The 20,925-nt window shown below is 60.9% G+C and carries 20 protein-coding genes; 9 read left to right on the forward strand and 11 right to left on the reverse strand.

Annotation, left to right across the window (positions count from 1 at the left end):
* Window positions 1-59 precede the first annotated feature (59 nt).
* A complete protein-coding gene (gene argH, locus CTR2_RS17425; protein WP_238707731.1) occupies window positions 60-1,667 on the reverse strand; it encodes an argininosuccinate lyase in 1,608 nt (535 codons plus the stop codon).
* A gap of 51 nt (window positions 1,668-1,718) precedes the next feature.
* Between argH and CTR2_RS17430 the strand changes: the two genes are divergently transcribed.
* On the forward strand, window positions 1,719-2,612 hold the full coding sequence (locus tag CTR2_RS17430; RefSeq protein ID WP_087082319.1) for a LysR substrate-binding domain-containing protein: 894 nt from the start codon (window positions 1,719-1,721) through the stop codon (window positions 2,610-2,612).
* A gap of 216 nt (window positions 2,613-2,828) precedes the next feature.
* Window positions 2,829-3,623, forward strand: a complete 795-nt coding sequence (locus CTR2_RS17435) for an ornithine carbamoyltransferase (RefSeq protein ID WP_087082317.1) — start codon at window positions 2,829-2,831, stop codon at window positions 3,621-3,623.
* 215 nt (window positions 3,624-3,838) lie between these two features.
* Here CTR2_RS17435 and CTR2_RS17440 read toward each other — a convergent pair whose 3' ends face one another.
* Window positions 3,839-4,819 carry a GlxA family transcriptional regulator gene (locus tag CTR2_RS17440; protein WP_087082315.1) on the reverse strand — a complete coding sequence of 327 codons (981 nt, stop codon included), beginning with the start codon at window positions 4,817-4,819 and terminating at the stop codon, window positions 3,839-3,841.
* Between the two features lie 108 nt (window positions 4,820-4,927).
* On the opposite strand from CTR2_RS17440, the gene CTR2_RS17445 reads away from it, so the two are divergent.
* Complete coding sequence (locus CTR2_RS17445) at window positions 4,928-5,521, forward strand: isochorismatase family protein (RefSeq protein ID WP_087082314.1); 594 nt, start codon at window positions 4,928-4,930, stop codon at window positions 5,519-5,521.
* A gap of 221 nt (window positions 5,522-5,742) precedes the next feature.
* On the opposite strand, the gene CTR2_RS17450 is transcribed toward CTR2_RS17445, so the two are convergent.
* From CTR2_RS17450 to CTR2_RS17465, 4 genes are read right to left on the reverse strand one after another with little or no spacing between them, the layout of a single operon-like run.
* Window positions 5,743-6,624: an amidohydrolase family protein gene (locus tag CTR2_RS17450; RefSeq protein ID WP_087082312.1), complete on the reverse strand. Its 882-nt coding sequence runs from the start codon at window positions 6,622-6,624 to the stop codon at window positions 5,743-5,745.
* A 19-nt stretch (window positions 6,625-6,643) separates the two neighbouring features.
* Window positions 6,644-7,711 carry an isocitrate/isopropylmalate dehydrogenase family protein gene (locus tag CTR2_RS17455; protein ID WP_087082310.1) on the reverse strand — a complete coding sequence of 356 codons (1,068 nt, stop codon included), beginning with the start codon at window positions 7,709-7,711 and terminating at the stop codon, window positions 6,644-6,646.
* A gap of 23 nt (window positions 7,712-7,734) precedes the next feature.
* Entirely contained in the window at window positions 7,735-8,739 is a 1,005-nt protein-coding gene (locus tag CTR2_RS17460; protein WP_254913267.1) for a Bug family tripartite tricarboxylate transporter substrate binding protein, read from the reverse strand.
* Between the two features lie 2 nt (window positions 8,740-8,741).
* Window positions 8,742-9,719, reverse strand: a complete 978-nt coding sequence (locus tag CTR2_RS17465; protein WP_087082308.1) for a tripartite tricarboxylate transporter substrate binding protein — start codon at window positions 9,717-9,719, stop codon at window positions 8,742-8,744.
* 92 nt (window positions 9,720-9,811) lie between these two features.
* Between CTR2_RS17465 and CTR2_RS17470 the strand changes: the two genes are divergently transcribed.
* Entirely contained in the window at window positions 9,812-10,702 is an 891-nt protein-coding gene (locus CTR2_RS17470; RefSeq protein WP_087082306.1) for a LysR family transcriptional regulator, read from the forward strand.
* A gap of 207 nt (window positions 10,703-10,909) precedes the next feature.
* Window positions 10,910-11,845: an NAD-dependent epimerase/dehydratase family protein gene (locus tag CTR2_RS17475; protein WP_087082304.1), complete on the forward strand. Its 936-nt coding sequence runs from the start codon at window positions 10,910-10,912 to the stop codon at window positions 11,843-11,845.
* Between the two features lie 57 nt (window positions 11,846-11,902).
* Here the strand turns inward: CTR2_RS17475 and CTR2_RS17480 are convergent, their stop codons facing one another.
* Window positions 11,903-13,777 carry a hypothetical protein gene (locus tag CTR2_RS17480; RefSeq protein WP_254913266.1) on the reverse strand — a complete coding sequence of 625 codons (1,875 nt, stop codon included), beginning with the start codon at window positions 13,775-13,777 and terminating at the stop codon, window positions 11,903-11,905.
* 124 nt (window positions 13,778-13,901) lie between these two features.
* Window positions 13,902-14,606: a YebC/PmpR family DNA-binding transcriptional regulator gene (locus CTR2_RS17485; protein WP_003053809.1), complete on the reverse strand. Its 705-nt coding sequence runs from the start codon at window positions 14,604-14,606 to the stop codon at window positions 13,902-13,904.
* A gap of 188 nt (window positions 14,607-14,794) precedes the next feature.
* On the opposite strand from CTR2_RS17485, the gene CTR2_RS17490 reads away from it, so the two are divergent.
* Entirely contained in the window at window positions 14,795-15,937 is a 1,143-nt protein-coding gene (locus CTR2_RS17490; protein WP_087082302.1) for a PQQ-dependent sugar dehydrogenase, read from the forward strand.
* A gap of 7 nt (window positions 15,938-15,944) precedes the next feature.
* Here CTR2_RS17490 and CTR2_RS17495 read toward each other — a convergent pair whose 3' ends face one another.
* The gene (locus CTR2_RS17495) at window positions 15,945-16,370 is read right to left on the reverse strand and encodes a virulence factor MviN (RefSeq protein ID WP_087082300.1); all 426 of its coding nucleotides are present in this window, start codon (window positions 16,368-16,370) and stop codon (window positions 15,945-15,947) included.
* Between the two features lie 134 nt (window positions 16,371-16,504).
* Between CTR2_RS17495 and CTR2_RS17500 the strand changes: the two genes are divergently transcribed.
* Window positions 16,505-17,734: a nucleoside recognition domain-containing protein gene (locus CTR2_RS17500; protein WP_087082298.1), complete on the forward strand. Its 1,230-nt coding sequence runs from the start codon at window positions 16,505-16,507 to the stop codon at window positions 17,732-17,734.
* A 15-nt stretch (window positions 17,735-17,749) separates the two neighbouring features.
* A complete protein-coding gene (locus CTR2_RS17505) occupies window positions 17,750-18,370 on the forward strand; it encodes an HD domain-containing protein (protein WP_087082296.1) in 621 nt (206 codons plus the stop codon).
* Between the two features lie 37 nt (window positions 18,371-18,407).
* On the opposite strand, the gene CTR2_RS17510 is transcribed toward CTR2_RS17505, so the two are convergent.
* Window positions 18,408-19,331, reverse strand: a complete 924-nt coding sequence (locus CTR2_RS17510; protein WP_087082294.1) for an amino acid ABC transporter substrate-binding protein — start codon at window positions 19,329-19,331, stop codon at window positions 18,408-18,410.
* Between the two features lie 82 nt (window positions 19,332-19,413).
* A complete protein-coding gene (locus tag CTR2_RS17515) occupies window positions 19,414-19,839 on the reverse strand; it encodes a VOC family protein (RefSeq protein ID WP_034358420.1) in 426 nt (141 codons plus the stop codon).
* A gap of 196 nt (window positions 19,840-20,035) precedes the next feature.
* On the opposite strand from CTR2_RS17515, the gene CTR2_RS17520 reads away from it, so the two are divergent.
* Window positions 20,036-20,923: a LysR family transcriptional regulator gene (locus CTR2_RS17520; protein WP_087082292.1), complete on the forward strand. Its 888-nt coding sequence runs from the start codon at window positions 20,036-20,038 to the stop codon at window positions 20,921-20,923.
* The last annotated feature ends 2 nt before the right edge of the window (window positions 20,924-20,925 follow it).

A 20,925-nucleotide genomic window follows, 5' to 3' on the forward strand; every position in this document is an offset into this window, starting at 1 on the left:
CTTCTTTATTCGAAAATCTCGGCGCAGGGCAGGCTGTCGGCGCACTGCCCGACAGGTGGTCACGCGTGAATCGAGGCCTGAACAATCTCGTTGACGGCATGCTCCAGCTCATCATTGGCAGCATCCAGCTTCAGCCTAGTGCTATGCAGCCAACCAATATCACCTGCGTTGTCCGTCAGCGCTTGGCCGAGTAGCTTGGCCACCTGGGCAGGGCCCACACTCCCATCCGTTATGCGAGTCTCCACAAAACGGCGCGGGTTCAGTGCCGCCTGAATAAATTCGTCGCTCAGACCCAGCGGTTTTCCTCCGATATCCACGGCGGCCTTGTCAAGCATCGCACCAGTCAGTTCATAAGGCGGAACACCTGCTGCCAAGCTGTCGCGAACAAGGCGCGCAACAATATGATGGACTTGGCGAAAAGACAGCTTGCACTCACGCACGATGAGGTCTGCGAGGTTGCTGGACGTACACCAGCTGCTCTCCAGTGATTGGGCCATGCGATCTTCATGGACGATGAGCGTTTCCATGACACCGGTGAACAGGTCCAGCATTGCCTCGGTCGTCGTCAGAGCCTCATCCAGCACCGGTAGCTCCCGCATTGCCTGGTCGCCCGTGCCTTCGCCCCGGAAAGTAGCCAGTGCGGTTGTGACCCAGGTCACCGACCCGCCGGCTGCGCGGCGGATGGTTTCCAGGGCTGAAGGATTCTTCTTCTGCGGAAAGATGCTGCTTGTCCCGCAGTAGCTGTCGTCGCACTCCACGAGACCAAACTCGCTGCTTGACCAGATGTGCAGGTCTGTCGCCAGATCATTGAGATCGGCCATCACGAACGACAGTGCACTCAATGCGTCAACACCGTAGAAGGCTTCACGACCCAGCTTCGAATTCTCGATCAGACCATCAAAACCCAGCAGTTGTGTAGTGCGCCTGCGGTTCAGAGGCCAGGAAGTTCCCGCCAGCCCGACTGCGCCCAACGGGTTGCGATTGACCCGCGCAAACGCCTGGGTGAGGCGCTCGAAGCTATCGTGCAGCCGAGAACTGAAACTGAGCAGGTAGTGGCCGAAAACCCAGGGCTGTGCCTGCTGCATGTGGGTGTATCCGGGCATGATGGTGCTCGCATGTCTGCCAGCTTTCTCGACAATCACCGCCTGAAATGAGACCAACTGCGCAATCACATCAAGCATGCGATTGCGCTGATAGAGCCTGCGAACGGTTGCACCTTGGTCAATGCGACTGCGGCCGGTATGCATCTGACCACCGATATCTTCGCCAACTTCCGAAAATAAAAAAGATTCAATCTGCAGTAAAAAGCTGCCTTTTCGGATATCGACAGGAAAATCCTCTTGCCCCAATTTTCTAGCGGCGAGCAACTGCTCCAATATTGCACGCCCAGCGTCGAAAGAAATAATCTCCTGCTCCACCAGCATTGTGGTGTGAGCTAAATCAACCGCCATAAATTCATCGAATTTCCTCTTCTCTCCTTCAAGCTTTGGTAATTCGTTGTATTTCAAATGTCGTGCAGCAGCAGGAGACTTGAGACGGGCATCTGTCAAAAGGGTTTCGGTATTTGATGTCATTTTTTCTACAGCAGATGTATCTGTTGTTCCGTGAATGACTAAATGATGAATTGCACGAACACATAACACAACCCCATATTCAATTTGACGCACATAACAAAATGTTATGCACCTTAGAGCACGCAACAACTTACAGTAGGAGGCATGGAACTCAACCCAAGACAGCTAGATGCTTTCCGCAAAGTGATGCTCACAGGCAGCATGACCGTCGCGGCAGAGCGATTACAGGTGAGCCAGCCGGCGGTCAGCAGACTGATCAAGGACCTGGAAAAGACCATCGGAATACGTCTGTTCCGCAGAGAGGGCAATCGCCTCATTCCGGGAGCTGAGGCACAAGTGCTGTTCCGGGAGGTCGACTTGTTCTATCGAGGCATCGAACAAGTCGAGCGTGTTGCGCGGGATCTCAAGTCTGTACGCATTGGCCGCCTTCGAATTGCATCGCTCAGCGCCCTTGCCCTCAATGTCTTGTGCGAGTGCATCAACCAGTATTCGGCGTCGCGACCAGGCGTTGAAGTTTCGCTCGACGTCAGGAACTCACTCAGTGTTTTAGAGTTGGCGGCCGCAAATCAGATTGATGTGGGATTCGTACACCAACTCCAAGCAGAATATCCGGGTGTCGACACCTTTCCTTTAAAAAGTGTCCCCGCCGTTTGCGTCATGCAAGCGGGCCATCGATTGGCCGCACAGGACTTGGTTCATCTCCACGACCTGCGCGGTGAACAGATCATCTCGCTGGGCCAGAACAACCCACTGCGAGCTCGGTTGGAGTCCGCTCTGCGTGATGCCGGCATCGATTATCAAAGGCCGATTGAGACAACTCTTGCCTATTCAGCCTGCAATTTTGTCCGAGGCAACTTGGGAATCACAGTCGTGGATCCATTCACCGCAGCGAACTTCAAAGATCCCCTGGTGGTCAGCCGCCCTTTGTTTCCGATGATTCCGTTTGAATGTTCCTACGTTCTTCCGACCCACCAGCACCGCCCCAAAGCCGTGGAGGATTTCATTCATACAGTCAAGGAGCATTTTGAAGCGGTTTGATGCTGGTGCAATGTGTGGCGGCATCCGCTGAACAGAAAGCGCTGACCACTAAGACTCAAACGGCCGCAACAGGTCGAAACCCGCGGCAGCTCAATCGCAACTCTCGGTCAAGCACAATTGCTGACGAGTTGTGGCTTTGGGGGTGGCTCGCCAGACTGCGGCGCTTGAAGGCAAAGTCTCTGAGATACTGCCTAGAGTCACGCCGAGCGACATGTCATGAACCTTATAGACCTTTCGCAACTGAACGCTGAGCGAGTGCGTGCCATTTGGGCGCTCGTCGATACGCCCTGCCAACCTCTCCAGGGCAAGGTGGGCTGGTCGTTTGAAGGCAACGGCATTCGTACTCGCACAAGCTTCATCCAGGCGTTTCAAGAGCTTGGCTTGTCATTTGTCGAGTTACCCAATTTGCTCAAAACGCCCGAGAGAGCTGCCGATCTGGCCGGCTATCTCGACCCTTTTTACGATGCCTATGTCGTGAGGGAATCCAATCATCAGCGCCTCGCGGAGTTTGCCTTTGCGTCACAACGCCCGGTAATCAATGCCATGTCCAGCCTGGGGCATCCATGTGAGGTGCTGACTGACGCTTTCTACATTGACAGGTCGATAGCGCCCATTGAGCAAGCCCGAATCTGCTTGTGGGGCCCGCCAACCAATGTGCTGCGGTCGTGGCACGAGCTGGCTTTCTCGCTGCAACTGCCCATCATGCATATCTGCGATGAACGGCTGCATGAGACCCTGCCATACGTTGAATTTTCATCAACTCCATCCCGAGCCGCTGACATTGTCATTACCGATGGCTGGCCAAGCAGTGCCGAAGCAATGGCTAAGTCACTTACTGTGGCCGATCTGGATTGCATGGACATGCCCATGCTGCTTGCTACACCGCCATTTTCCATTGGGCGCGAGATTGCATTTGACCCGGTGCAATACCCCCGCTTCTCCGGGTACAGTCAAAAGTCGTTATTGCTGCCCGTGCAAAAAGCAATTCTGCGATACCTGCTCGCCCGCTGAGCTTCCGTATCGATGCAGAGATTGATGCCAGTCTCTGACAGACACGCCCTATGCATGACCCGGCATCCGATATCCGTTTCAACCGAAAGCTTTACGAACCAGAGCGAGCAAAACACTCTGCACTGCAGCGCTTGCAAGCTGCGAACCAGTGACGCCTGGTTTGCTCGCTTGGGGAGTAGCTTCGCATGAGTTGCCCGGTTCTGCGGCTGGACTCTTCATTCATGGGTGCGAAATCGGCTGCGGTATTCGGCAGGCGTGGTGTTCAGTTGCCGGCGGAATGCACGAGTCAGCGTATCGGTGGTGCTCAGGCCGCAGGCGATGGCGATGCGTACCAAAGACTCATCAGACGTCTCAAGGCGGTTGCGCGCCATCTCCACGCGCACGGACTCTATATACGCGGCAGGCGTGGTGCACAGCTCGGTCTTGAACAGGCGGGCCAATTGTCGCTCGCTGACGTGGATTCGTTCGGCCAGCAGCGGCAGCGTGAGCGGCCTGGCGACGTTCTGCGCTATGTAATGGCGTAGCGCGTCCATGCGGCGTGTGGTCGAAGGTTGGGCTATGGCTACGCTGAACTGGCTCTGCCCGCCGGGCCGCTTCAGGAACATGACGAGCTGCCGGGCCACACGCTGCGCTGCTGGCTCACCAAAGTCGTCTGCCACCAGGGCCAGCGCCAGATCCAAACAGGCTGTCAGGCCCGCGCCCGTCCACAGATTGCCCTCGCGGATAAAGATCGGCTCGGCATCCACGGTAACGGCTGGGTACTCTGCCGCCAGCTGCTGCGCGGTGGACCAGTGCGTGGTGACACGCTTGCCATCCAGCAACCCTGCTGCGGCGAGCACATGTGCGCCCACGCAGACAGAGGTGACGCGGCGGGTGCGGGCAGCCAGCTTCTTCACCCACGACACGACTTGCGGATCGACCACGGCGCGCAGTTCGCGCGCCGCATTCCTTTGTACCGCGCCGGGCACTACCAGCGTGTCGATGCGCTTGCGCGCCAACTGGGCAAAGGTGGTGTCAGGCAGCACGCGCACACCCGCGGAGGTCTGCACTGCCTCCAATGTCTCGGCCGCCAGCACCACACGATAGCCTGTGGGCTGATCCATCTCGCGCTCGAGTAGCGAGAACACTTCGGCGGGACCGGTCATGTCCAGCAGATCCACCTGGTTGAACAGGACGATGACGATGAGGCGTTCCATGTGCTGCCTGCAGAGAATGTCTGAATCTGCATGTTATATGACATTGCAGACATCATCCCGCATTCCTACCATTCCTTCATCGCTCAACATTGATAAGGAAGCCGGACCATGACCCCCTCCAAGACCCTGAGAGAACTCAACGCCCTCGACACCTCGCCTGCCACCCTGGCCAACGCCACCTTGGTGCTGGTGGACTACCAGAACACCTACACGCGCGGCGTGATGGAACTCACGGGCTGGAAACCCGCGCTGGAAGCAGCTTCAGCCCTGCTTGCCCGCGCACGTGCTGCGGGAACAAAGATCATTCACGTGATGCATGACGGCGGCGCGGGCTCTGCCTACGACATCACGGAGGACATCGGGCAGATTCACGCCAGCGTGGCACCCATCAACGGCGAAGCCGTGGTGGTGAAGCAGGCCCCCAACAGCTTTGTGGGAACCAATCTCGGGGAGCTGGTGGACGCAGCAGACCGCCAGCAACTCATCATCATCGGCTTCATGACCCATATGTGCGTGACATTCACGGCAGAGGGAGCCTTTCTGCGCGGCAACCAGCCGACCATCGTGGCTGATGCCTGCGCCACGCGCCCCTTGCGCAGTGCCGTGGCAGAGGTGGAGGCAGTGCAGCTGCACCACAGCGCGCTGGCCACCATTGCCGATTTGTACGGTGTCGTCGTCCCCTCGGGTGCCGCGCTGCACTGAAGCTTGGCGGAATCCGCGGCTCAGGTGGCTCTGGTTGATGGCCTCTGCCAAAGGACCCAAGGGACTGGGCCTATTGGCAGCCTTGAGATGCCGGGCATGTTTTGGGTAGGTGCTGCTGCCCGCGAGCCCTCACCCTTGGCAAGGCGCTCCAGCGCTTTGTCTTTGAAGCAGCCAGGCGGTTGCGCCCCGATGTGCTGGACACTTTCAGCCCCATTGAGCACTCAATCCCAAGCCCAGCCGAACAGGCGCGCCGGATTTTTCACCAGCACCTGTTGCTGCTCGTCGTCATCCATCAGCCAGCGGCCTATGTCCTGCTGGATGGTCTGGGTGGGCACCATGCGGAACTGGCTAGGTTCCAAGGCGGGGACGCCAGCATCCCTGGCTGTATGCGGCCAGTCACTGCCCCATAGCACTCCCTGTGGAGCATGGCTCACCAGATGTCTTGCCCAGGCGCGGGCCCATTGCGCTTCAGCCAGACGATAAGGCGCGGAAAGCTTGACGAATATCCGGCCACTTTCTGCAAGCCGCAGCAGCAATCCGTCATCTTGAGATGCTGTTGCCGAGAACGGCACCATTGCGAAATGGTCCAGGACATAAGACCCCGGCAACCGACTCAGATGCGTGCTCACGGCTTGCAGCACCGGGTAAGCCATGTATAGCTGGATACTCCAGCCCAGATGGCAAACGCGTTCACTCCAGTATGAGAGTTCGTTGCAAGCCGAGGCGACGTCTTCGTTGCCCGAGCTTTGCAGGTTCACACGGATTGCTCGCACACCTGCTGCATGCCAGACCTTCAGCTGAGCCTCGCTGACTTCGCGCGGTGCTACTGCCACGCCACGAGCACTGTCGCCGAGCTCGGCCAGAGCATCCAGCAGGCACTGGTTGTCAAACCCGTAAACGCTTGGCTGCACCAGCACCACGCGCTGCATGCCGATGGCCTGCAAATGTTGCCGCAGCGCCTGAACAGATGCTTGGTGCGGTGTGTAGTGCCGCATTGGATCCATGGGATATTGCTGCTGCAGCCCGAATACATGGGTATGCGTGTCGCAGCGCAAAGCCGGGGGCTCTGCACCCGTCCTCGAACTTCGGTCAACTACCTCCATGACTTCGCCTTGCCTGGCTTCACAGCGTCAACGCAGCGATACGCTGTGACAGCTTGCGGCCTGTGGCCGCCGTGCCGAGCTGACCGCCCACATCGCGCGTGGCCTCGCCATGCTCGACAGCCTGGCCTGCACAGGTGACGATGGCCTCGCTGGCCCGCACAAAACGTATGTCATTGCTGCGCTGACCGTACCAGTTCAGCAACTGGCTTGCCGACAAGATCAGCGAAAACGGATTGGCGATGTCCTGGCCTGCGATGTCCGGCGCAGATCCATGAGCCGCTTGCCCCATCGCGTATTGCTGGCCAGCATTGACGGAGCCTCCCAGGCCCAGACTGCCGGACAGCTCGGCCGTCAGATCAGAGAGGATGTCACCGAACATATTGGTCGTGACGATGACGTCGAAGCGTTGAGGCGCACGCACCACATGGGCCATCATCGCGTCGACGATGAATTCATCGACTTCGATCTCTGGAAAATCCTTGGCGACACGCTGACATTCTTCAATGAACATGCCGTCGCCCAGCTTGAGCACATTGGCCTTGTGGACGATGCTGACATGCTTGCGCCGGCGCTGGGCCAGCTCGAAGGCCGAACGCGCCACGCGTGCGCAGCATTCGCGGGTGATCCGGCGAAGAGAGACGACCACATCCGGCGTGATCAGCATTTCACTGCCGCCCGATGCAATGTTGCGATCTGCGTAAAAGCCTTCGGTGTTTTCACGAACCACGACCAGATCGAAATCATCCACCTTGTGTGGCACGCCAGCCCAGGTTCGCGCCGGCCGGATGTTGGCAAACAAGTCCAGCTCCTTGCGGAAGAACTTGGAGGGGTTGATCTCCCCCTTGGCTTCGTCCTTGAAGTCGTAGGTGGCCATGGGGCCGAGCATCAGGCCATCAGCGGCCTTGACCTTGGCCAGGAGTTCCGGCGTGACCGTCGCACCATATTTGCGCAGGCTCTCGTGGCCGGCGACATCGTGATCCAGGGCCAGATTCAGATCAAACTTTTGAGATACAACCTCCAGCACCTCCACTGTGGCGGCCATGGTTTCCGGGCCGATTCCATCGCCGGGCAATACAACCAATTTCATACTCAACTCTCTTTTTTCAACGCTTAATCGATCAATACGGAAGTGCTTCGGACCAGTTGCCGGTATTTGGTGATTTCCTTGCGGACAAAAGCATCCACCTCCTGCGGCGTATAGCTTTTGACCAAAGTGCCTTCTGCCTCGAAACGTGCCTTCAACGCAGGCTGCTGCACGACCTGGTTGATTCTTTGCGACAGCAGTTGCACCACGGGCGCCGGCGTCTGCCTGGGAGCGAAGTAGCCCCCCCAGAGGCTGAATTCAAAACCCGGAAATTTCTCTGCAACCGTGGGCACCCCTGGCAGGGCCGCAATGGGCTCCACACCGGTGACAGCCAATGCGCGCACCTTGCCGCCTTTGATATGTGACAGGATGGATGGCGTGCTGGCCATGAAGAACTGCACCTGCGCTCCAATGAGGTCGGTGATCGCCTGGCCGGCCCCCTTGTAGGGAATATGGGCCATCTGAACTTTGGCGGCCTCTGCAAGGGCTGCTGCTGCCAGATGTCCTGGCGTTGCCGTACCGGACGAAGCGTATGCCACCTTGCCTGGCGCTGCTTTGGCAGCGGCGATCAGATCGTCCAGCGATTTCCATGGTGCGCCGGCAGGAACCGCCAGCACCAGCGGAGAGTCGCCAACCAGGGCCACACCTTGCAGATCCTTCAGGCTGTCATAGCCTGGGCTCTTCATGGCCGCACCGTTGATGGCGATCTCTCCGGTCTGGCCCAGCAGCAGCGTCAAGCCATCGGCGGGAGCGCGCACCACCATGCGTGTACCCAGCGCTCCACTGGCGCCAGGACGGTTGTCAACGATGACAGATTGCCCAAGTGCCTTGCCCAGATCGTTGGAAATCAGTCGTGCGAATACATCGCCCTGTCCTCCTGGCGCATATGGAACGACGACGGTGACTGGCCGCCCGGGAAAGCCTGCCTGCGCTCTTGCCATGTTCGCGACCGCCGCAGCAGAGCCAGTGCAGATGGCAGCCAGCACCTGTCTTCTCGACACCAGGCCTGATGGATCGTGGGATAGCAACATGCTCAGAGCTCCATGCCAGGCTTGCTTGCCACAGCGTTCCACTTGCCCAGCTCATCGTGAAGTTCGGCGGCAAAGGCTTTCGGGCTCAGGGAAATCGGCGTTGCACCTTCATGCTTGAGACGCGAGCGCACTGGCTCAGCGGCGGCGGCTGCATTGACGGCCTGATTGAGCTGATTCACGATTTCTGGTGACACCCCGGCAGGCGCAAGCACACCCCACCATGTGGTCACGTCATAGCCCTTGATCCCGGCTTCTGCCATGGTGGGCACCTGCGGAAACAGGCTGGAGCGCTGAGCACTGGTGACGGCCAGAAGCTCCAGCTTGCCGGTCTTGAGGTGCGGAAGAATGGTCGGCACCGTGGCAAAGAATGCATCCACACGACCTGCCAGCAGTTCCAGCGCAGCAGGGCCGCTGCCTTTGAAGGGGACATGCGTCATTGGAAGCGTCGCCTGCTGCCTGAAAAGTTCGCCAGACAGGTGGTTGATGCTGCCTGCGCCGGCTGAACAGTAATTGATGCCGCCTTCGCGTGTTTTGGCAATCTTGGGCAGATCCGCGACCGACTTCGCCCCCAGTGCCTTGTTGGTTACCAAAAGCAGAGGCCCACGACCGATCATTGCCACCGGAGCAAAGTCTGTTTCCGGCTTGTAGGGCAGCTTGGGATCAATGGCTGCGTTCGTCGCGAAAGTGGATGTTGCAAACAGCAGCGTGTAGCCGTCAGGCTTGGCTTTTGCCACAAAGTTCGCACCTATGGATCCACCAGCCCCGCCCTTGTTGTCAACGACCACGGGCTGACCAAAGCGGTGGGACAACTGGCTGGCTATGTCACGTGCGATGCTGTCTGTGCCGCCACCCGCCACAAAAGGAACAACCAGCGTAATGGGCCGCTCGGGCCACTTCCCCTGCGCTGTTGCCGAATTCACCAGCATCAATCCAGCGGCTGCGGCGAGCCACGCTTTTCTGAAATCACCCAAGCCTTGCATTTCGTCTCCGTTTCTTATGTTCTGGACGAATGATCAGTGATTTAATTAATGCAGTAAATTGCAAAAAATCTTCTCATTGATGCGTTTTTCAAATGAATTTCGACATTGCTGATCTCAAAGCCTTTGTGGCTGTGGCAGAGCTGGCCAGTTTCAGACGCGCAGCCGAGTTGCTGCACATCTCACAACCGGCCTTGTCGAGACGGGTCGAGAAACTGGAGCAGGCCCTGTCGCTCAAGCTTCTGGAGCGCACCACTCGCAAAGTGGAACTCAATGCCATGGGACGGGTTTTCTTGCCTCGTGCCCAGCATGTGCTGGCCGAGCTGGAGGCCTCGCTGATAGGGATGACCGAACTCAACGAACGGCTGCACGGTCTGGTGACCATTGCCTGCATCCCTTCGGTGGTGGATACGGTGGTGGCGAGCGCCATCCATCAGATCAAGAAGCAGTTCTCTCGCATTCGGCTGCGCATCCTGGACCAACCCGCTGCAGATATCCTGCTGACCGTGGCGCGCTCCGAAGTGGATTTCGGAATCGGCTATCTCGGAGCCAGCGAGCCTGACCTCGACTTCGAAGAACTGGCTTCGGAGTCTTTTGTGCTGGCCTGCCGCAAAGACCATCCTCTGGCCACCCGCAGCAGCATTAGCTGGAGCGAACTGGCACACCAGGACTGTGTCACTCAAGCGCAAGGCAGCGGCAATCGCCTGCTCATCGACCAGGCTCTGTCAAACACCGTCACCCAGCCCCATTGGGTATGCGAAGTTCAGCATGTTCCCAGCCTGCTGAGCCTGGTTCGGCGCGGGGTGGGCGTGGGCGCAGTCCCTCAGCATGCGATCAGCGGGACCGATCTCTGCGGCATCCCGTTGGTAGAGCCGCAGGTACTACGCAGCATCGGTTTGATCTCGCGACGGGGCAAGGCACTTTCTGCCATGGCCCAGGAATTCCAGAGGGCGCTGCGACTGGTTCATAGCCAGCAGTTGAACTGAGCGCAAAGCGGTGAGTAGATGGCTGACTGAATAGCAACTGCTGGCTGAGCGCGCTACTCCTCGCCCAAGCCTGCGCTCTTTCCGGGCAGGGCGGGAGGGCCCGTCATTCCTGCGCAAATTGCGCTTGACCTTGAACCAAGCTTCAAGCTTACGCTTGCGTCATTCCCGGTCATCAAGGCTGGTGAAGCTATTCATCAAGGAGCAGGAATGCAGACCATATTGGGCGCCAACGGACAGATCGCCACCGAGCTGGCGCGCGAACTCAAGCGCAACTACAGCGATGAGCTCAAGCTGGTGAGCCGCAGGCCGCGCAAGATACATGACACAGACCTGCTCGAAGCCGCCGACCTGCTAGATGCAGAGCAGACAGCCAGAGCCGTTCAGGGCAGCAGCGTGGTCTATTTCACCGCAGGCCTGCCTCCCGATACCCAGCTTTGGGAGCAGCAGTTTCCGACCATGCTGCACAACGCACTGGCGGCCAGCCGCGCTGCGGGCGCCCCGTTTGTCTATTTCGACAACACCTATATGTACCCGCAGGACGCACAACTGCAGACCGAGCAGACGGCATTCGCCCCCGTGGGGCGCAAAGGCCGGGTGCGCGCCGCCATGGCCGAGAGGGTGCTGTCCGAGATGGAGCGCGGGGAGATTCCCGTTCTGATCGCGCGGGCGCCCGAGTTCTACGGCCCGGCCCAGACGCAGAGCATTACCAACACTCTGGTGATTGACAGGCTCAAGGCCGGCAAGACACCGCTGGCCCCGGTGCGAGACGACCGTCTGCGCACCCTGATCTGGACCCCCGATGCCAGCCGCTCACTGGCCTTGCTGGGCAACACGCCCGATGCTTACGGCCAGACCTGGCATCTGCCATGCGACGATGCACGCCCCAACTACAAGCAGCTGATCGACTGGGCCAGCCAGAGCTTTGGCCGCTCTTGCCGCCATCACAGGCTGCCCCGCTGGGCACTGAGCGCTGCCGGCCTGATCTCCAAACCCGTGGCCGAGCTGCAAGAGCTGCTGCCCCGCTATGCCCACGACAATCTGTTTGACTCCAGCAAATTCAAGCAGACATTTCCGGGGTTTGCCGTCACCAGCTACCAGCAGGGGCTGGCGCTGATTGCCGATGAATTTCAGAGAAATCAGTAGCAATCACATACTCAGCCTTCGAAAGCAGCTATCAAATAAGAATCGATAGTTAAAAAGCTACCAGCTCAGCGCCTGCGCCAGCTGCTCGGCCCGGGTTTGCTCGCGCAAGCTCGCCACCGAGGCGCGCAGGATGGCGCGGCTTTCGCCCTGATCAACGATCCAGAAGACGACATGCTTGACGGGCGCTGCGCCCGGCCGGCTCTCCTGCGGGCTCACTTCAAACGTCCATTGCCGACCTTCAGGCCGGCGATCCCTGGAGCGCGTCTGCGCAGTGAAGCTGCGCTTCTTCAAGCTCCCCGCCTTCAAGCGGAACTGCTTTTCCAGCGCGGTACGCAACAGCTTTTCCTGCGCTTCGTCGGACTCGGGGATCTTCAGCCCCGTGGTCAGGCCCAGCAGCTGTCCGGTCATCAGATCGCGGTACATCATGCGCTGCGAGTCCCGCGGCTCCTGCAGATGAAAACCCGCCGCACGCATGGGCAGCACCATGCCGGTATGCCGATTTTCCAGGTCGGCCACCTTCGGGTCCTGGGCCTGCATCCAGATGTTCTGCAGCCCGCCGGCATTGCGCAGGTACTGGCGCATCAGTCGTGCGGCATCGGCGTCGCGACCCTGCTGCGCCGCCAGCTCGGCCCCATATTGCTGGGCCAGGTCCACCAGCTCGGACTCCAGCCTGAACAGGCTGACATAGGGCCAGGCCTGCAGTGCCTGATCCAGATAGCGGCCGGCCTCGGCTTGCTGACCTGCCTTGAAGGCCGAGATGCCAGCCACCGTATTCAGGCGCGCCAGCTCGGCGGGGAACTGCGCATCGGCCAGGGCCGCGCGGGCCAGTTGGCCGGCCCTGGGCCAGTCGTCATCGACCCGCCAGGCATTGCTCACCTCGCGCTCCTGGCGCGGTAGCTCGGTTGGCAGCTCGGGCGCTTTGGGCCATTGCATGGCCTGCCACAGCTGGGGCAGTTGCTGCAGTGCGCTGTCACGCTCGCTGTCCAATTGCTCGGCATGCAGGCTCAGTCTCCAGTTACCGCGCACCAGCCCCCAGCCCAGATGCAGGATGTCGGGCCTCCCCTCTTCTCTTTTCTCGCGGCTGGCCTGCTGGCTTTGCACGGCGTCGGCAAACGGCAGGGCCGGCAGCCTGAGCCCAGGCTCTGGCGTCTGCTCGCCGGCAAAAATGCTGCGCTCCTGCAGCAACGACTTCTGCCTGGCTGCAGCGTCCATGTCTTTCAGACCATCGTCATAACCGAGCCGCATGCGGACCCGCAGGCGCCTGCCATCGGGCTTCAGATAGACGTACTCCAGGTTCGCGGAGTCGTTGCGATCCCGGGCCGGCTCCAGCTGGACCAGTACCCAGCGCCCCTGCACCAGCGGCACGCTGAGCTGAGCTGCCTGGTAGTGCAGTTGCTTGCCTGCCATATTCCACTGCCACAGCGGCGCAAAAGCCTTGGACTCCTGCTGGAGCGCCTGCAGATAGCGAGTCAGTGCGCCCTGATCACCGGCCATCATGGCGGCCGTCAGACCGCGCTGTATCAGCGCCTGCATCTGACCGCTGACCGGGTCGTAGTCCTCGGCTGCAGCCAGAGCCATCATCTGATCGGTCTGCAACACGGCCTGCGCGTACTGCCCTTGCTGATAAAGCAAGGCGTAGAGCAAACCAGAAGCATCGAGCTGCTCGTAAGGATTGCCACGCGGCAGCGTCATGTCCAGCAGCTTGCGCGCCTGGGCGATGGCATCGTCCCAGTGTCTGGCCTGTGCCGCCTCGACCACGGCACGGCGCAACCTGAAAAAAGGCGAATCCTGTTCGCCAGGCGAATCAGCCTGTCGGGCAACCCCCGTCTGCCTTTCAGGTTCAGCCGCCTGCGGCGCAGGGCCTGCCAGCAGCAAGACCACCGCCATGGCAGTCAGGGAAACAGGCACGGGGATGCGAGGCAAAAAATACATGAAGGCAATCCACAAGGCAGTTCAGCAGCCTTGCAGTATAGAAAACCGCTGCCCGCCCGTAGGCCAGGGAAAAGTCAAAAAAAGAGCGGCCCAGGGCCGCTCTCTTTGCCAGACGGCAATGACTTCAGTCCACCAGACCGGCGTAGACATGCTGAACATCGTCGTCGTTTTCCAGACCGGCCAGGAATTCCTGCACTTCTTCCTGTTGCTCGGCGGACAGGCTGCTCATGCTGATGGGGTTCTTGGCCTTGTAGCCCAGCTTGACCGACAGCACCTTGATGCCTTGCGCGGGCAAAGCCTTGCTCACGGCGTCCAGATCGGCAATATCGGTAATAAACAGGGTGGTGCCTTCTTCTTCGCCAGCTTCGAAGTCCTGCGCGCCGGCTTCGATGGCGGCCATTTCGACGTCGGCGCCATTCTCGGGCTCGCCTTCGATCATGCCCACATGGTCAAAATCCCAGGCCACGGCGCTCATCTGGCCCTTGCGGAAGCAGACACGCATATTGGGAGCCGTGCGATTGGGATTGTCGGTCAGGCACTCCACCATCACGGGCACGCGATGGGGGGCATAGCCTTCAAACAGCACGCTGGAATAGTTCACGGCGTCGGCACCAACGCCGGCGCCCTTCTTGATGGCGCGATCCAGCGTGTCCTTGGGCATGGAAGCCTTGCGGGCCGCTTCCACCGCCATGCGCAGACGCGAATTGGCTGCAGGATCGCCGCCGCCCAGGCGCGCAGCAACCATGATTTCCTTGACCAGCTTGCCAAACAGCTTACCCTTGGCATCGGCGACCAGCGCCTTGCCCTTTGCTTTCCATTGCGCGCCCATGGCTGCGTTCCTTGTTGAATATGGTCCAAGCCTGCGTTGTGCACACACAAGCCGCCCGCCAAAACTGCGGCGAGCAAAAGCCGGATTTATACACCCGCGCGCAATCTTTTGTCGGCAAACTGCATCAAGCCCAGGTCATAAACACAGGCAAACAGCGCACAGTCGCCCAGCACCGAAGAGGAGAAAACATGTACCGCATCACCGTTCAAGCCCTGAACTGCAGCGTGCTGGCCCTGCTCGGCTCGCAAGCCCTGGCTGCCGCCGGGCTGGACACGCAAACCGTGACAACAGGGCTGGAGCACCCCTGGGCACTGGCCTTTTTGCCGGACGGGCGCTATCTGGTGACGGAGCGCCCTGGCCGCATGCGCATTGTGGAGGCAGAGGGCAGGCTCAACGCCCCGCTCAAAGGTCTTCCTGCCATCGCCGTCGCCGGGCAAGGCGGCCTGCTGGATGTGGTGCTGGACAGCGACTTTGCCAGCAACCGCCAGCTCTATTTCTGCTTCTCGGAACCGGGGCAGGGAGCCGACCGGGGCAAGAACAGCACGGCCATGGCCAAAGCCCGGCTCTCGGCCGACGCCAGCGCCCTGGAAAACGTTCAGATTCTGTTCAGCCAGCGTCCCAAGATCGATTCGGCCCTGCACTTCGGCTGCCGCATCGTGGAACGCAAAGTCAACGGCAAACCCGACGGCTCGCTGTTTCTGACGCTCGGAGAGCGCTACAAGGCCATGCAGGAGGCCCAGAATCTGCAGACTCACCTGGGCAAGATCGTGCGCGTCAACAAGGATGGCAGCGTGCCTCGCGACAACCCCTTTGCGGGCAGCCCCGATGCGCTGGCCGAGATCTGGAGCTATGGCCACCGCAACAGCCAGGGCGCCGCACTGGGGCCAGATGACGAGCTCTGGATGACGGAACATGGCCCGCAGGGCGGCGATGAACTCAACCGCATCGAGCCGGGCAAGAATTACGGCTGGCCCGTCATCACCTATGGCGAGAACTATGGAGGCGGCAAGATCGGTGCCGGCATCACCGAAAAGGCGGGCATGGAGCAACCCCGTCATTACTGGGTACCGTCCATCGCGACCTCAGGACTCGCCTATCTGAGCAGCGAGCGCTATGGCATGGCCTGGAAAGGCTCCTTCATCACGGGTGCGCTCAAGGCCATGCAGTTGCAGCGCCTGCAGATTGCCGATGGCAAGGTCACCGCCACCGAAGTGTTGCTCCCGCGCCTGGGCCAGCGCGTACGCGATGTGCGCCAGGGACCGGACGGCCTGCTGTACCTGCTCACCGATTCATCCAATGGGCAATTGATGCGCGTGCTGGCAAAGCCTTGAATGCGGATCAGCGCAGCACGCCGCGGCTTTTGAGCCAGTAGAGATAGCCCACAATACAGAACCAGAAGATGGCCTCCCCCAGCCACAGGCCTAGCGACAGCATATCGACCTGGCTGCCGAGCCTTCTGACATACCAGAACATGCCAGCCTGGCTGACCGCGCCGAGCACCACGTAAAGAACGCCCAGCAGCAGAGCCGAGCGATTGCGCGTCCACAGCAGCCACACCAGCGTGAAGCACATGGCCGAGTTCAGCGCCAGCATGGCCTGCAGCACCAGCGCCCACTGGATCCTGGCAGCAGTGCGCCAGCCGTCTGAAAAATCGGCCTCCAGCAACATCCATCCGCTCATCAGGCCAAGAAAGCCGAACAGACACATCAACAGGGCCAGCCCCTTGCCATAGGGCTGCTCCCAGAGAACTTGCTTTGCTGTCATCCGTCCACTGTCCCTGTCTGATTCAAAACATCTGAGGGCCCGCCATACTCACCCGGGCAACCAAGGAGCCACAGTGTGCCATTGCAGCCCCGGTTTCGCGCCACAATCGGCTGCAGTACAAAACAGGCGCTTATATGCTCAATGCCTTGTGGCTCGGTTTTTTTCTCGTGGCAGCGGCAGCTGCGCTCGCGCAGTGGCTGCTGGGCGGTCAGGCAGATGTGTTCTCGTCCATGGTGCAGGCCCTGTTTGCCATGGCCAGGCTGTCCGTCGAAGTGATGGTGCTGCTGTTTGGCACGCTCACGCTGTGGCTGGGCTTTCTGCGCATCGCAGAAAAAGCGGGGGTGGTCGAATGGCTGGCAAAAATGCTGGGCCCGCTGTTTGCCAAGCTCATGCCCGAGGTACCGCGCGGTCACCCCGCACTGGGCCTGATTACGCTGAACTTTGCCGCCAACGGGCTGGGGCTGGACAACGCTGCCACGCCCATGGGCCTCAAGGCCATGCGCGCTCTGCAGGAGCTGAACCCGAAGCCCGACACCGCGACCAATGCGCAGATTCTGTTTCTCGTGCTCAATGCCTCGTCGCTGACGCTGCTGCCAGTCACCATTTTCATGTACCGCATGCAGCAGGGTGCGGCCGATCCGACGCTGGTCTTCCTGCCGATTCTGCTGGCCACTTCCGCTTCCACACTGGTGGGCCTGTTCAGCGTCGCATTCGTGCAGCGGCTGCCCCTGTTCAGTCCCGTGGTGCTGGCCTATCTGGTGCCCGTGGGGCTGGCGCTGGCAGCCTTCATGGCCTTTCTGGCCACGCTCAGCGCGGCAGCGCTGGCCCAGCTTTCCTCGCTCATGGGTAACCTCACGCTGTTTGCGCTGATCGTGCTGTTCGTGGGTCTGGGTGCATTGCGCAAGGTGGCCGTGTACGACAGCTTTATCGAGGGCGCCAAGGAGGGTTTTGACGTGGCCCGGAACCTTCTGCCCTATCTGGTCGCCATGCTTTGCGCCGTGGGTGTGTTTCGTGCCTCGGGGGCACTGGAATATGCACTGTCGGCCATCCGCTGGACGGTGGACGTCCTGGGCATGGATGCCCGCTTTGTCGATGCCCTGCCCACGGCGCTGGTCAAGCCCTTTTCAGGTAGCGCGGCCCGTGCCATGCTGATCGAGACCATGCAAAGCCAGGGCGTGGACAGCTTTGCGGCTCTGGCCGCAGCCACGATTCAGGGCAGCACCGAAACCACGTTCTACGTGCTGGCCGTGTACTTTGGTGCCGTGGGCATTCAGCGTGCGCGCCATGCCGTGCCCTGCGCGCTGGTGGCCGAGCTGGCTGGCGTGGTCGCCGCCATCGTGGTTTGCTACCGCTTTTTTGGTTGATGTCCGGGAAACCGCATGACAGCTTCAGACCCCCTCTTTGAGCGCTCCTGGCTGCGTGCCTGGCAGGCGCTTCACGCCACACCGTCTCAAGGCCTGCAGCAGGCCCTGCTGGCCGCCTATGCCGAGCCGCAGCGCCACTACCACACGCTGCAGCATCTTGGCGAATGTCTGGCACATTTCGAAACCGTGGCGGACCAGGCCCGGCACCCTGGCGAAGTGGAGATCTCGCTTTGGTTCCATGACGCCGTCTACGACGTCAAGGGCAAGGACAATGAGCTGCGCAGCGCACGCTGGGCGGCCCAGGTCCTGGGCAACAGCGGCGCGGACGAGGCCGCCTGCCGGCGCGTGCAGGCCCTCATCATGGCCACCTGCCATGAGTCCACGCCCGAGGACGATGAGGCCCGGTTGCTCGTGGACATCGACCTGGCCATCCTCGGTGCCGCCCCCGACCGGTTTGCCGAGTACGACTCCCAGGTGCGTGCCGAATACGCCTGGGTGCCGCGCCCCATCTATGCGCTCAAGCGCAGGCAGGTGCTCAAGGGCTTTCTTCAGCGCCAGGCCATCTACGCCACCTCGCACTTCCACGCCCTGCTGGAGCAGCAGGCCCGCAGCAATCTGCAGCGGGCCGTGGCCTAGGACAGGCGGGCGTCGTCATTCACGCCATGGCCTGACGCTATTGCGTGCGGCCCAACACGAGGCGCACCGCCACATAGTCCTCCAGCGGCTTGTCACTGGGAGCGGCCCAGGCGGCCCGCGTCGCCTCCGATGCCGGCAGATTGATGGCCACTCCCGTCGGCGGCACGGGCTTCATGAACCACTTGTCGTAGAGCGCGGCGACGTCGCCGCTGGATGTCATCTCGCGGATCTGGGCATCGAACAGCTTCTTGAATTCAGGCGACTTCCTGTCCAGCATGATGGCAATGGGCTCCACGCTGAAGGGCTCGCCCACGATGGCGTATTGCCCCGGATCACGCAACCGCGACAGTCCCGACGCCAGGATCTGGCCGTCCGCCACGCAGGCATCCGCGCGGCCCGTCTCCAGCAGGATGAAGCATTCGGCATTGTCCTTGGCCATCAGCACATTGAAGTCCACGCCCTTTTCCTTGCTGAAGCGCCTGAGCAGGGTCACGGCCGTGGCGCCCGTGGTCGCGGCCACGTTGCGTCCCTTGAGCTGCGCCACCTCGGTAATGCCCGAGCTCTTGCGCACTGCCGTGCGCACCTCCTCCATGTAGACCGTGGGCGCGAACGCCACCTCCTTCTGACGCGCCGCATTGTTGGTGGTAGTGCCGCATTCCACATCCACCGTGCCGTTGGCGACCAGGGGCACGCGGTTTTGCGCCGTCACCATCTGGTAGCGGATCTCCAGCCGCGGTAGCTTCAACTGCTGCTGCACGCGTGCCAGCGCCTTCTCGCACAGCTCCACATGGAAGCCCGCGTACTTGCCGTTGCCCAGGGTGTAGGACATGGTGCCCGAGGCCTCGCGCACGCCCATGGTCACCACGCCCGTATCCCTGATCCTGTCCAGCGTCTCGGCCTGCGCTGCGCCGGCCAGGCAGGCCGCCGCCCCCATGACGATATGGCTCAATGTGACTTTCATCGCTCAATCCTTTTTGTTCTTGCCTGGAGAAAAACATCGCTTTGCGGGCGCTGCGGGAACAGGCCCGGACGCAACTCGCCGCCTACTTGGCGAACAGCTGGCTCATGTCCTTGAAAGCCTTGAACTCCAGCGCATTGCCGCAGGGGTCGAGCAGGAACATGGTGGCCTGCTCGCCCACCTGCCCCTTGAAGCGGATGTAGGGCTCGATGACGAATTCGGTGCCAAAGGACTTGAGGCGCTCGGCCAGGGCCTCCCATTGCGGCCATGCGAGCACGATGCCGAAGTGCGGCACCGGGACGTCGTGGCCGTCGACTGGATTGGTGTGGGCGCTGTCCTGGGAGACAGTCTTCGGATGCTCGTGGATCACCAACTGGTGGCCGTAGAAGTCGAAGTCCACCCACTGCGTGCTGGAGCGCCCTTCGGGCAGGCCGAACACTTCGCCATAGAAACGGCGTGCCGCGGGCAGGTCATACACGGGAATGGCCAAATGAAAGGGAGACAGGCTCATGGGGAAACTCCGGAAATCGTTATGGGGTCGAGTCAAGGGTCGGGAAAAGCCTGCAGACAAGGCCTGGCTGCGTTGGACCTCGATGTCCGGCATCGCGGCTGACCCGGCGCATGCCTGAGACTGCAGCCATCGTAAAAAACCTTGATAAAAAACAAAATCAATATATTTTTTCCAAATACACAAATAAAATTTATGAATGTTGAAAGAGCTGAACACCTTCATCGCCGTGGCCCGCGAAGGCACCTTCGCTGCGGCGGGCGACCGGATAGGCTTGACCCAGGCCGCCGTCAGCGCACAGATGCAGCGCCTGGAAAGTGAATTGGGGTTCGCCTTGTTCGACCGCATCGGCCGCACGGCCCGTCTGAACAAGATGGGACAGCAGGTGCTGCTGCAGGCGCAGGAGCTGCTGCGGCTGTACGCCAACCTGGGTTCTTCGGGACAGGGTCAGCCCGCCAGCATTTCAGTGCAGTTGGGCTCCATAGCATCGCTGCAGCGTTCCCTGCTGCCCGATGCGCTGGCCAGACTCCACCAGCAGTTCCCCCAATGCCGCACACGCATCATTCCCGGCGTGTCGCTGCAACTGATGAATCTGGTGGATGCGGGCGAGCTGGACATGGCCGCGCTGATACGCCCGCCCTTTGCGCTGCAAAGCGATCTGCGCTGGACGGCGCTGGCGCACGAGCCTTTCCGGCTGCTGGTGCCGCGCGCCACCCGGGGCGACGACTGGGCCGAGCTGCTGGCCAGCCAGCCCTTCATACGTTACGACCGGGCCTCGTTTGGCGGCCGTCAGGTCGACCGTTTCCTGCGCAGCATGCACTTCACGCTGAAGGAAGTGTGCGAAGCCGACGAGCTGGAAGCCATCGTCAAGCTGGTGTCCAACGGCGTGGGCGTGGCCCTGGTTCCCCAGACCGCGGCGCAGCGTCGATGGCCCGCGGCCGTGCGCGCCATCGACCTGGGGGCGCACACCTTCCACCGCGACGTGGGCCTGGTGCATCGCGCCGAGCGGCACCTGAGCGAGCCGGCGCGGGTGCTCATCGCACTGCTCACCGAGCTTGCCAGACGCACCCTGCCGCAGGAGCGCTGATG

This window comes from Comamonas thiooxydans (assembly GCF_002157685.2).
Classification (GTDB): domain Bacteria; phylum Pseudomonadota; class Gammaproteobacteria; order Burkholderiales; family Burkholderiaceae_C; genus Comamonas; species Comamonas testosteroni_H.

Bases quoted from the DNA above. Each gene is read 5' to 3' on its own strand.
- CTR2_RS17435 (WP_087082317.1), top strand. From the start codon at position 2,829: ATGAACCTTATAGACCTTTCGCAACTGAACGCTGAGCGAGTGCGTGCC.
- CTR2_RS17455 (WP_087082310.1), bottom strand. From the start codon at position 7,711: ATGAAATTGGTTGTATTGCCCGGCGATGGAATCGGCCCGGAAACCATG.
- CTR2_RS17430 (WP_087082319.1), top strand. From the start codon at position 1,719: ATGGAACTCAACCCAAGACAGCTAGATGCTTTCCGCAAAGTGATGCTC.
- CTR2_RS17460 (WP_254913267.1), bottom strand. From the start codon at position 8,739: ATGTTGCTATCCCACGATCCATCAGGCCTGGTGTCGAGAAGACAGGTG.
- CTR2_RS17495 (WP_087082300.1), bottom strand. From the start codon at position 16,370: ATGACAGCAAAGCAAGTTCTCTGGGAGCAGCCCTATGGCAAGGGGCTG.
- CTR2_RS17465 (WP_087082308.1), bottom strand. From the start codon at position 9,719: ATGCAAGGCTTGGGTGATTTCAGAAAAGCGTGGCTCGCCGCAGCCGCT.
- CTR2_RS17515 (WP_034358420.1), bottom strand. From the start codon at position 19,839: ATGAGCCTGTCTCCCTTTCATTTGGCCATTCCCGTGTATGACCTGCCC.
- CTR2_RS17445 (WP_087082314.1), top strand. From the start codon at position 4,928: ATGACCCCCTCCAAGACCCTGAGAGAACTCAACGCCCTCGACACCTCG.
- CTR2_RS17500 (WP_087082298.1), top strand. From the start codon at position 16,505: ATGCTCAATGCCTTGTGGCTCGGTTTTTTTCTCGTGGCAGCGGCAGCT.
- CTR2_RS17440 (WP_087082315.1), bottom strand. From the start codon at position 4,819: ATGGAACGCCTCATCGTCATCGTCCTGTTCAACCAGGTGGATCTGCTG.
- CTR2_RS17520 (WP_087082292.1), top strand. From the start codon at position 20,036: ATGTTGAAAGAGCTGAACACCTTCATCGCCGTGGCCCGCGAAGGCACC.
- CTR2_RS17485 (WP_003053809.1), bottom strand. From the start codon at position 14,606: ATGGGCGCGCAATGGAAAGCAAAGGGCAAGGCGCTGGTCGCCGATGCC.
- CTR2_RS17470 (WP_087082306.1), top strand. From the start codon at position 9,812: ATGAATTTCGACATTGCTGATCTCAAAGCCTTTGTGGCTGTGGCAGAG.
- CTR2_RS17510 (WP_087082294.1), bottom strand. From the start codon at position 19,331: ATGAAAGTCACATTGAGCCATATCGTCATGGGGGCGGCGGCCTGCCTG.
- CTR2_RS17450 (WP_087082312.1), bottom strand. From the start codon at position 6,624: ATGGAGGTAGTTGACCGAAGTTCGAGGACGGGTGCAGAGCCCCCGGCT.
- CTR2_RS17480 (WP_254913266.1), bottom strand. From the start codon at position 13,777: ATGTATTTTTTGCCTCGCATCCCCGTGCCTGTTTCCCTGACTGCCATG.
- CTR2_RS17505 (WP_087082296.1), top strand. From the start codon at position 17,750: ATGACAGCTTCAGACCCCCTCTTTGAGCGCTCCTGGCTGCGTGCCTGG.
- CTR2_RS17490 (WP_087082302.1), top strand. From the start codon at position 14,795: ATGTACCGCATCACCGTTCAAGCCCTGAACTGCAGCGTGCTGGCCCTG.
- CTR2_RS17475 (WP_087082304.1), top strand. From the start codon at position 10,910: ATGCAGACCATATTGGGCGCCAACGGACAGATCGCCACCGAGCTGGCG.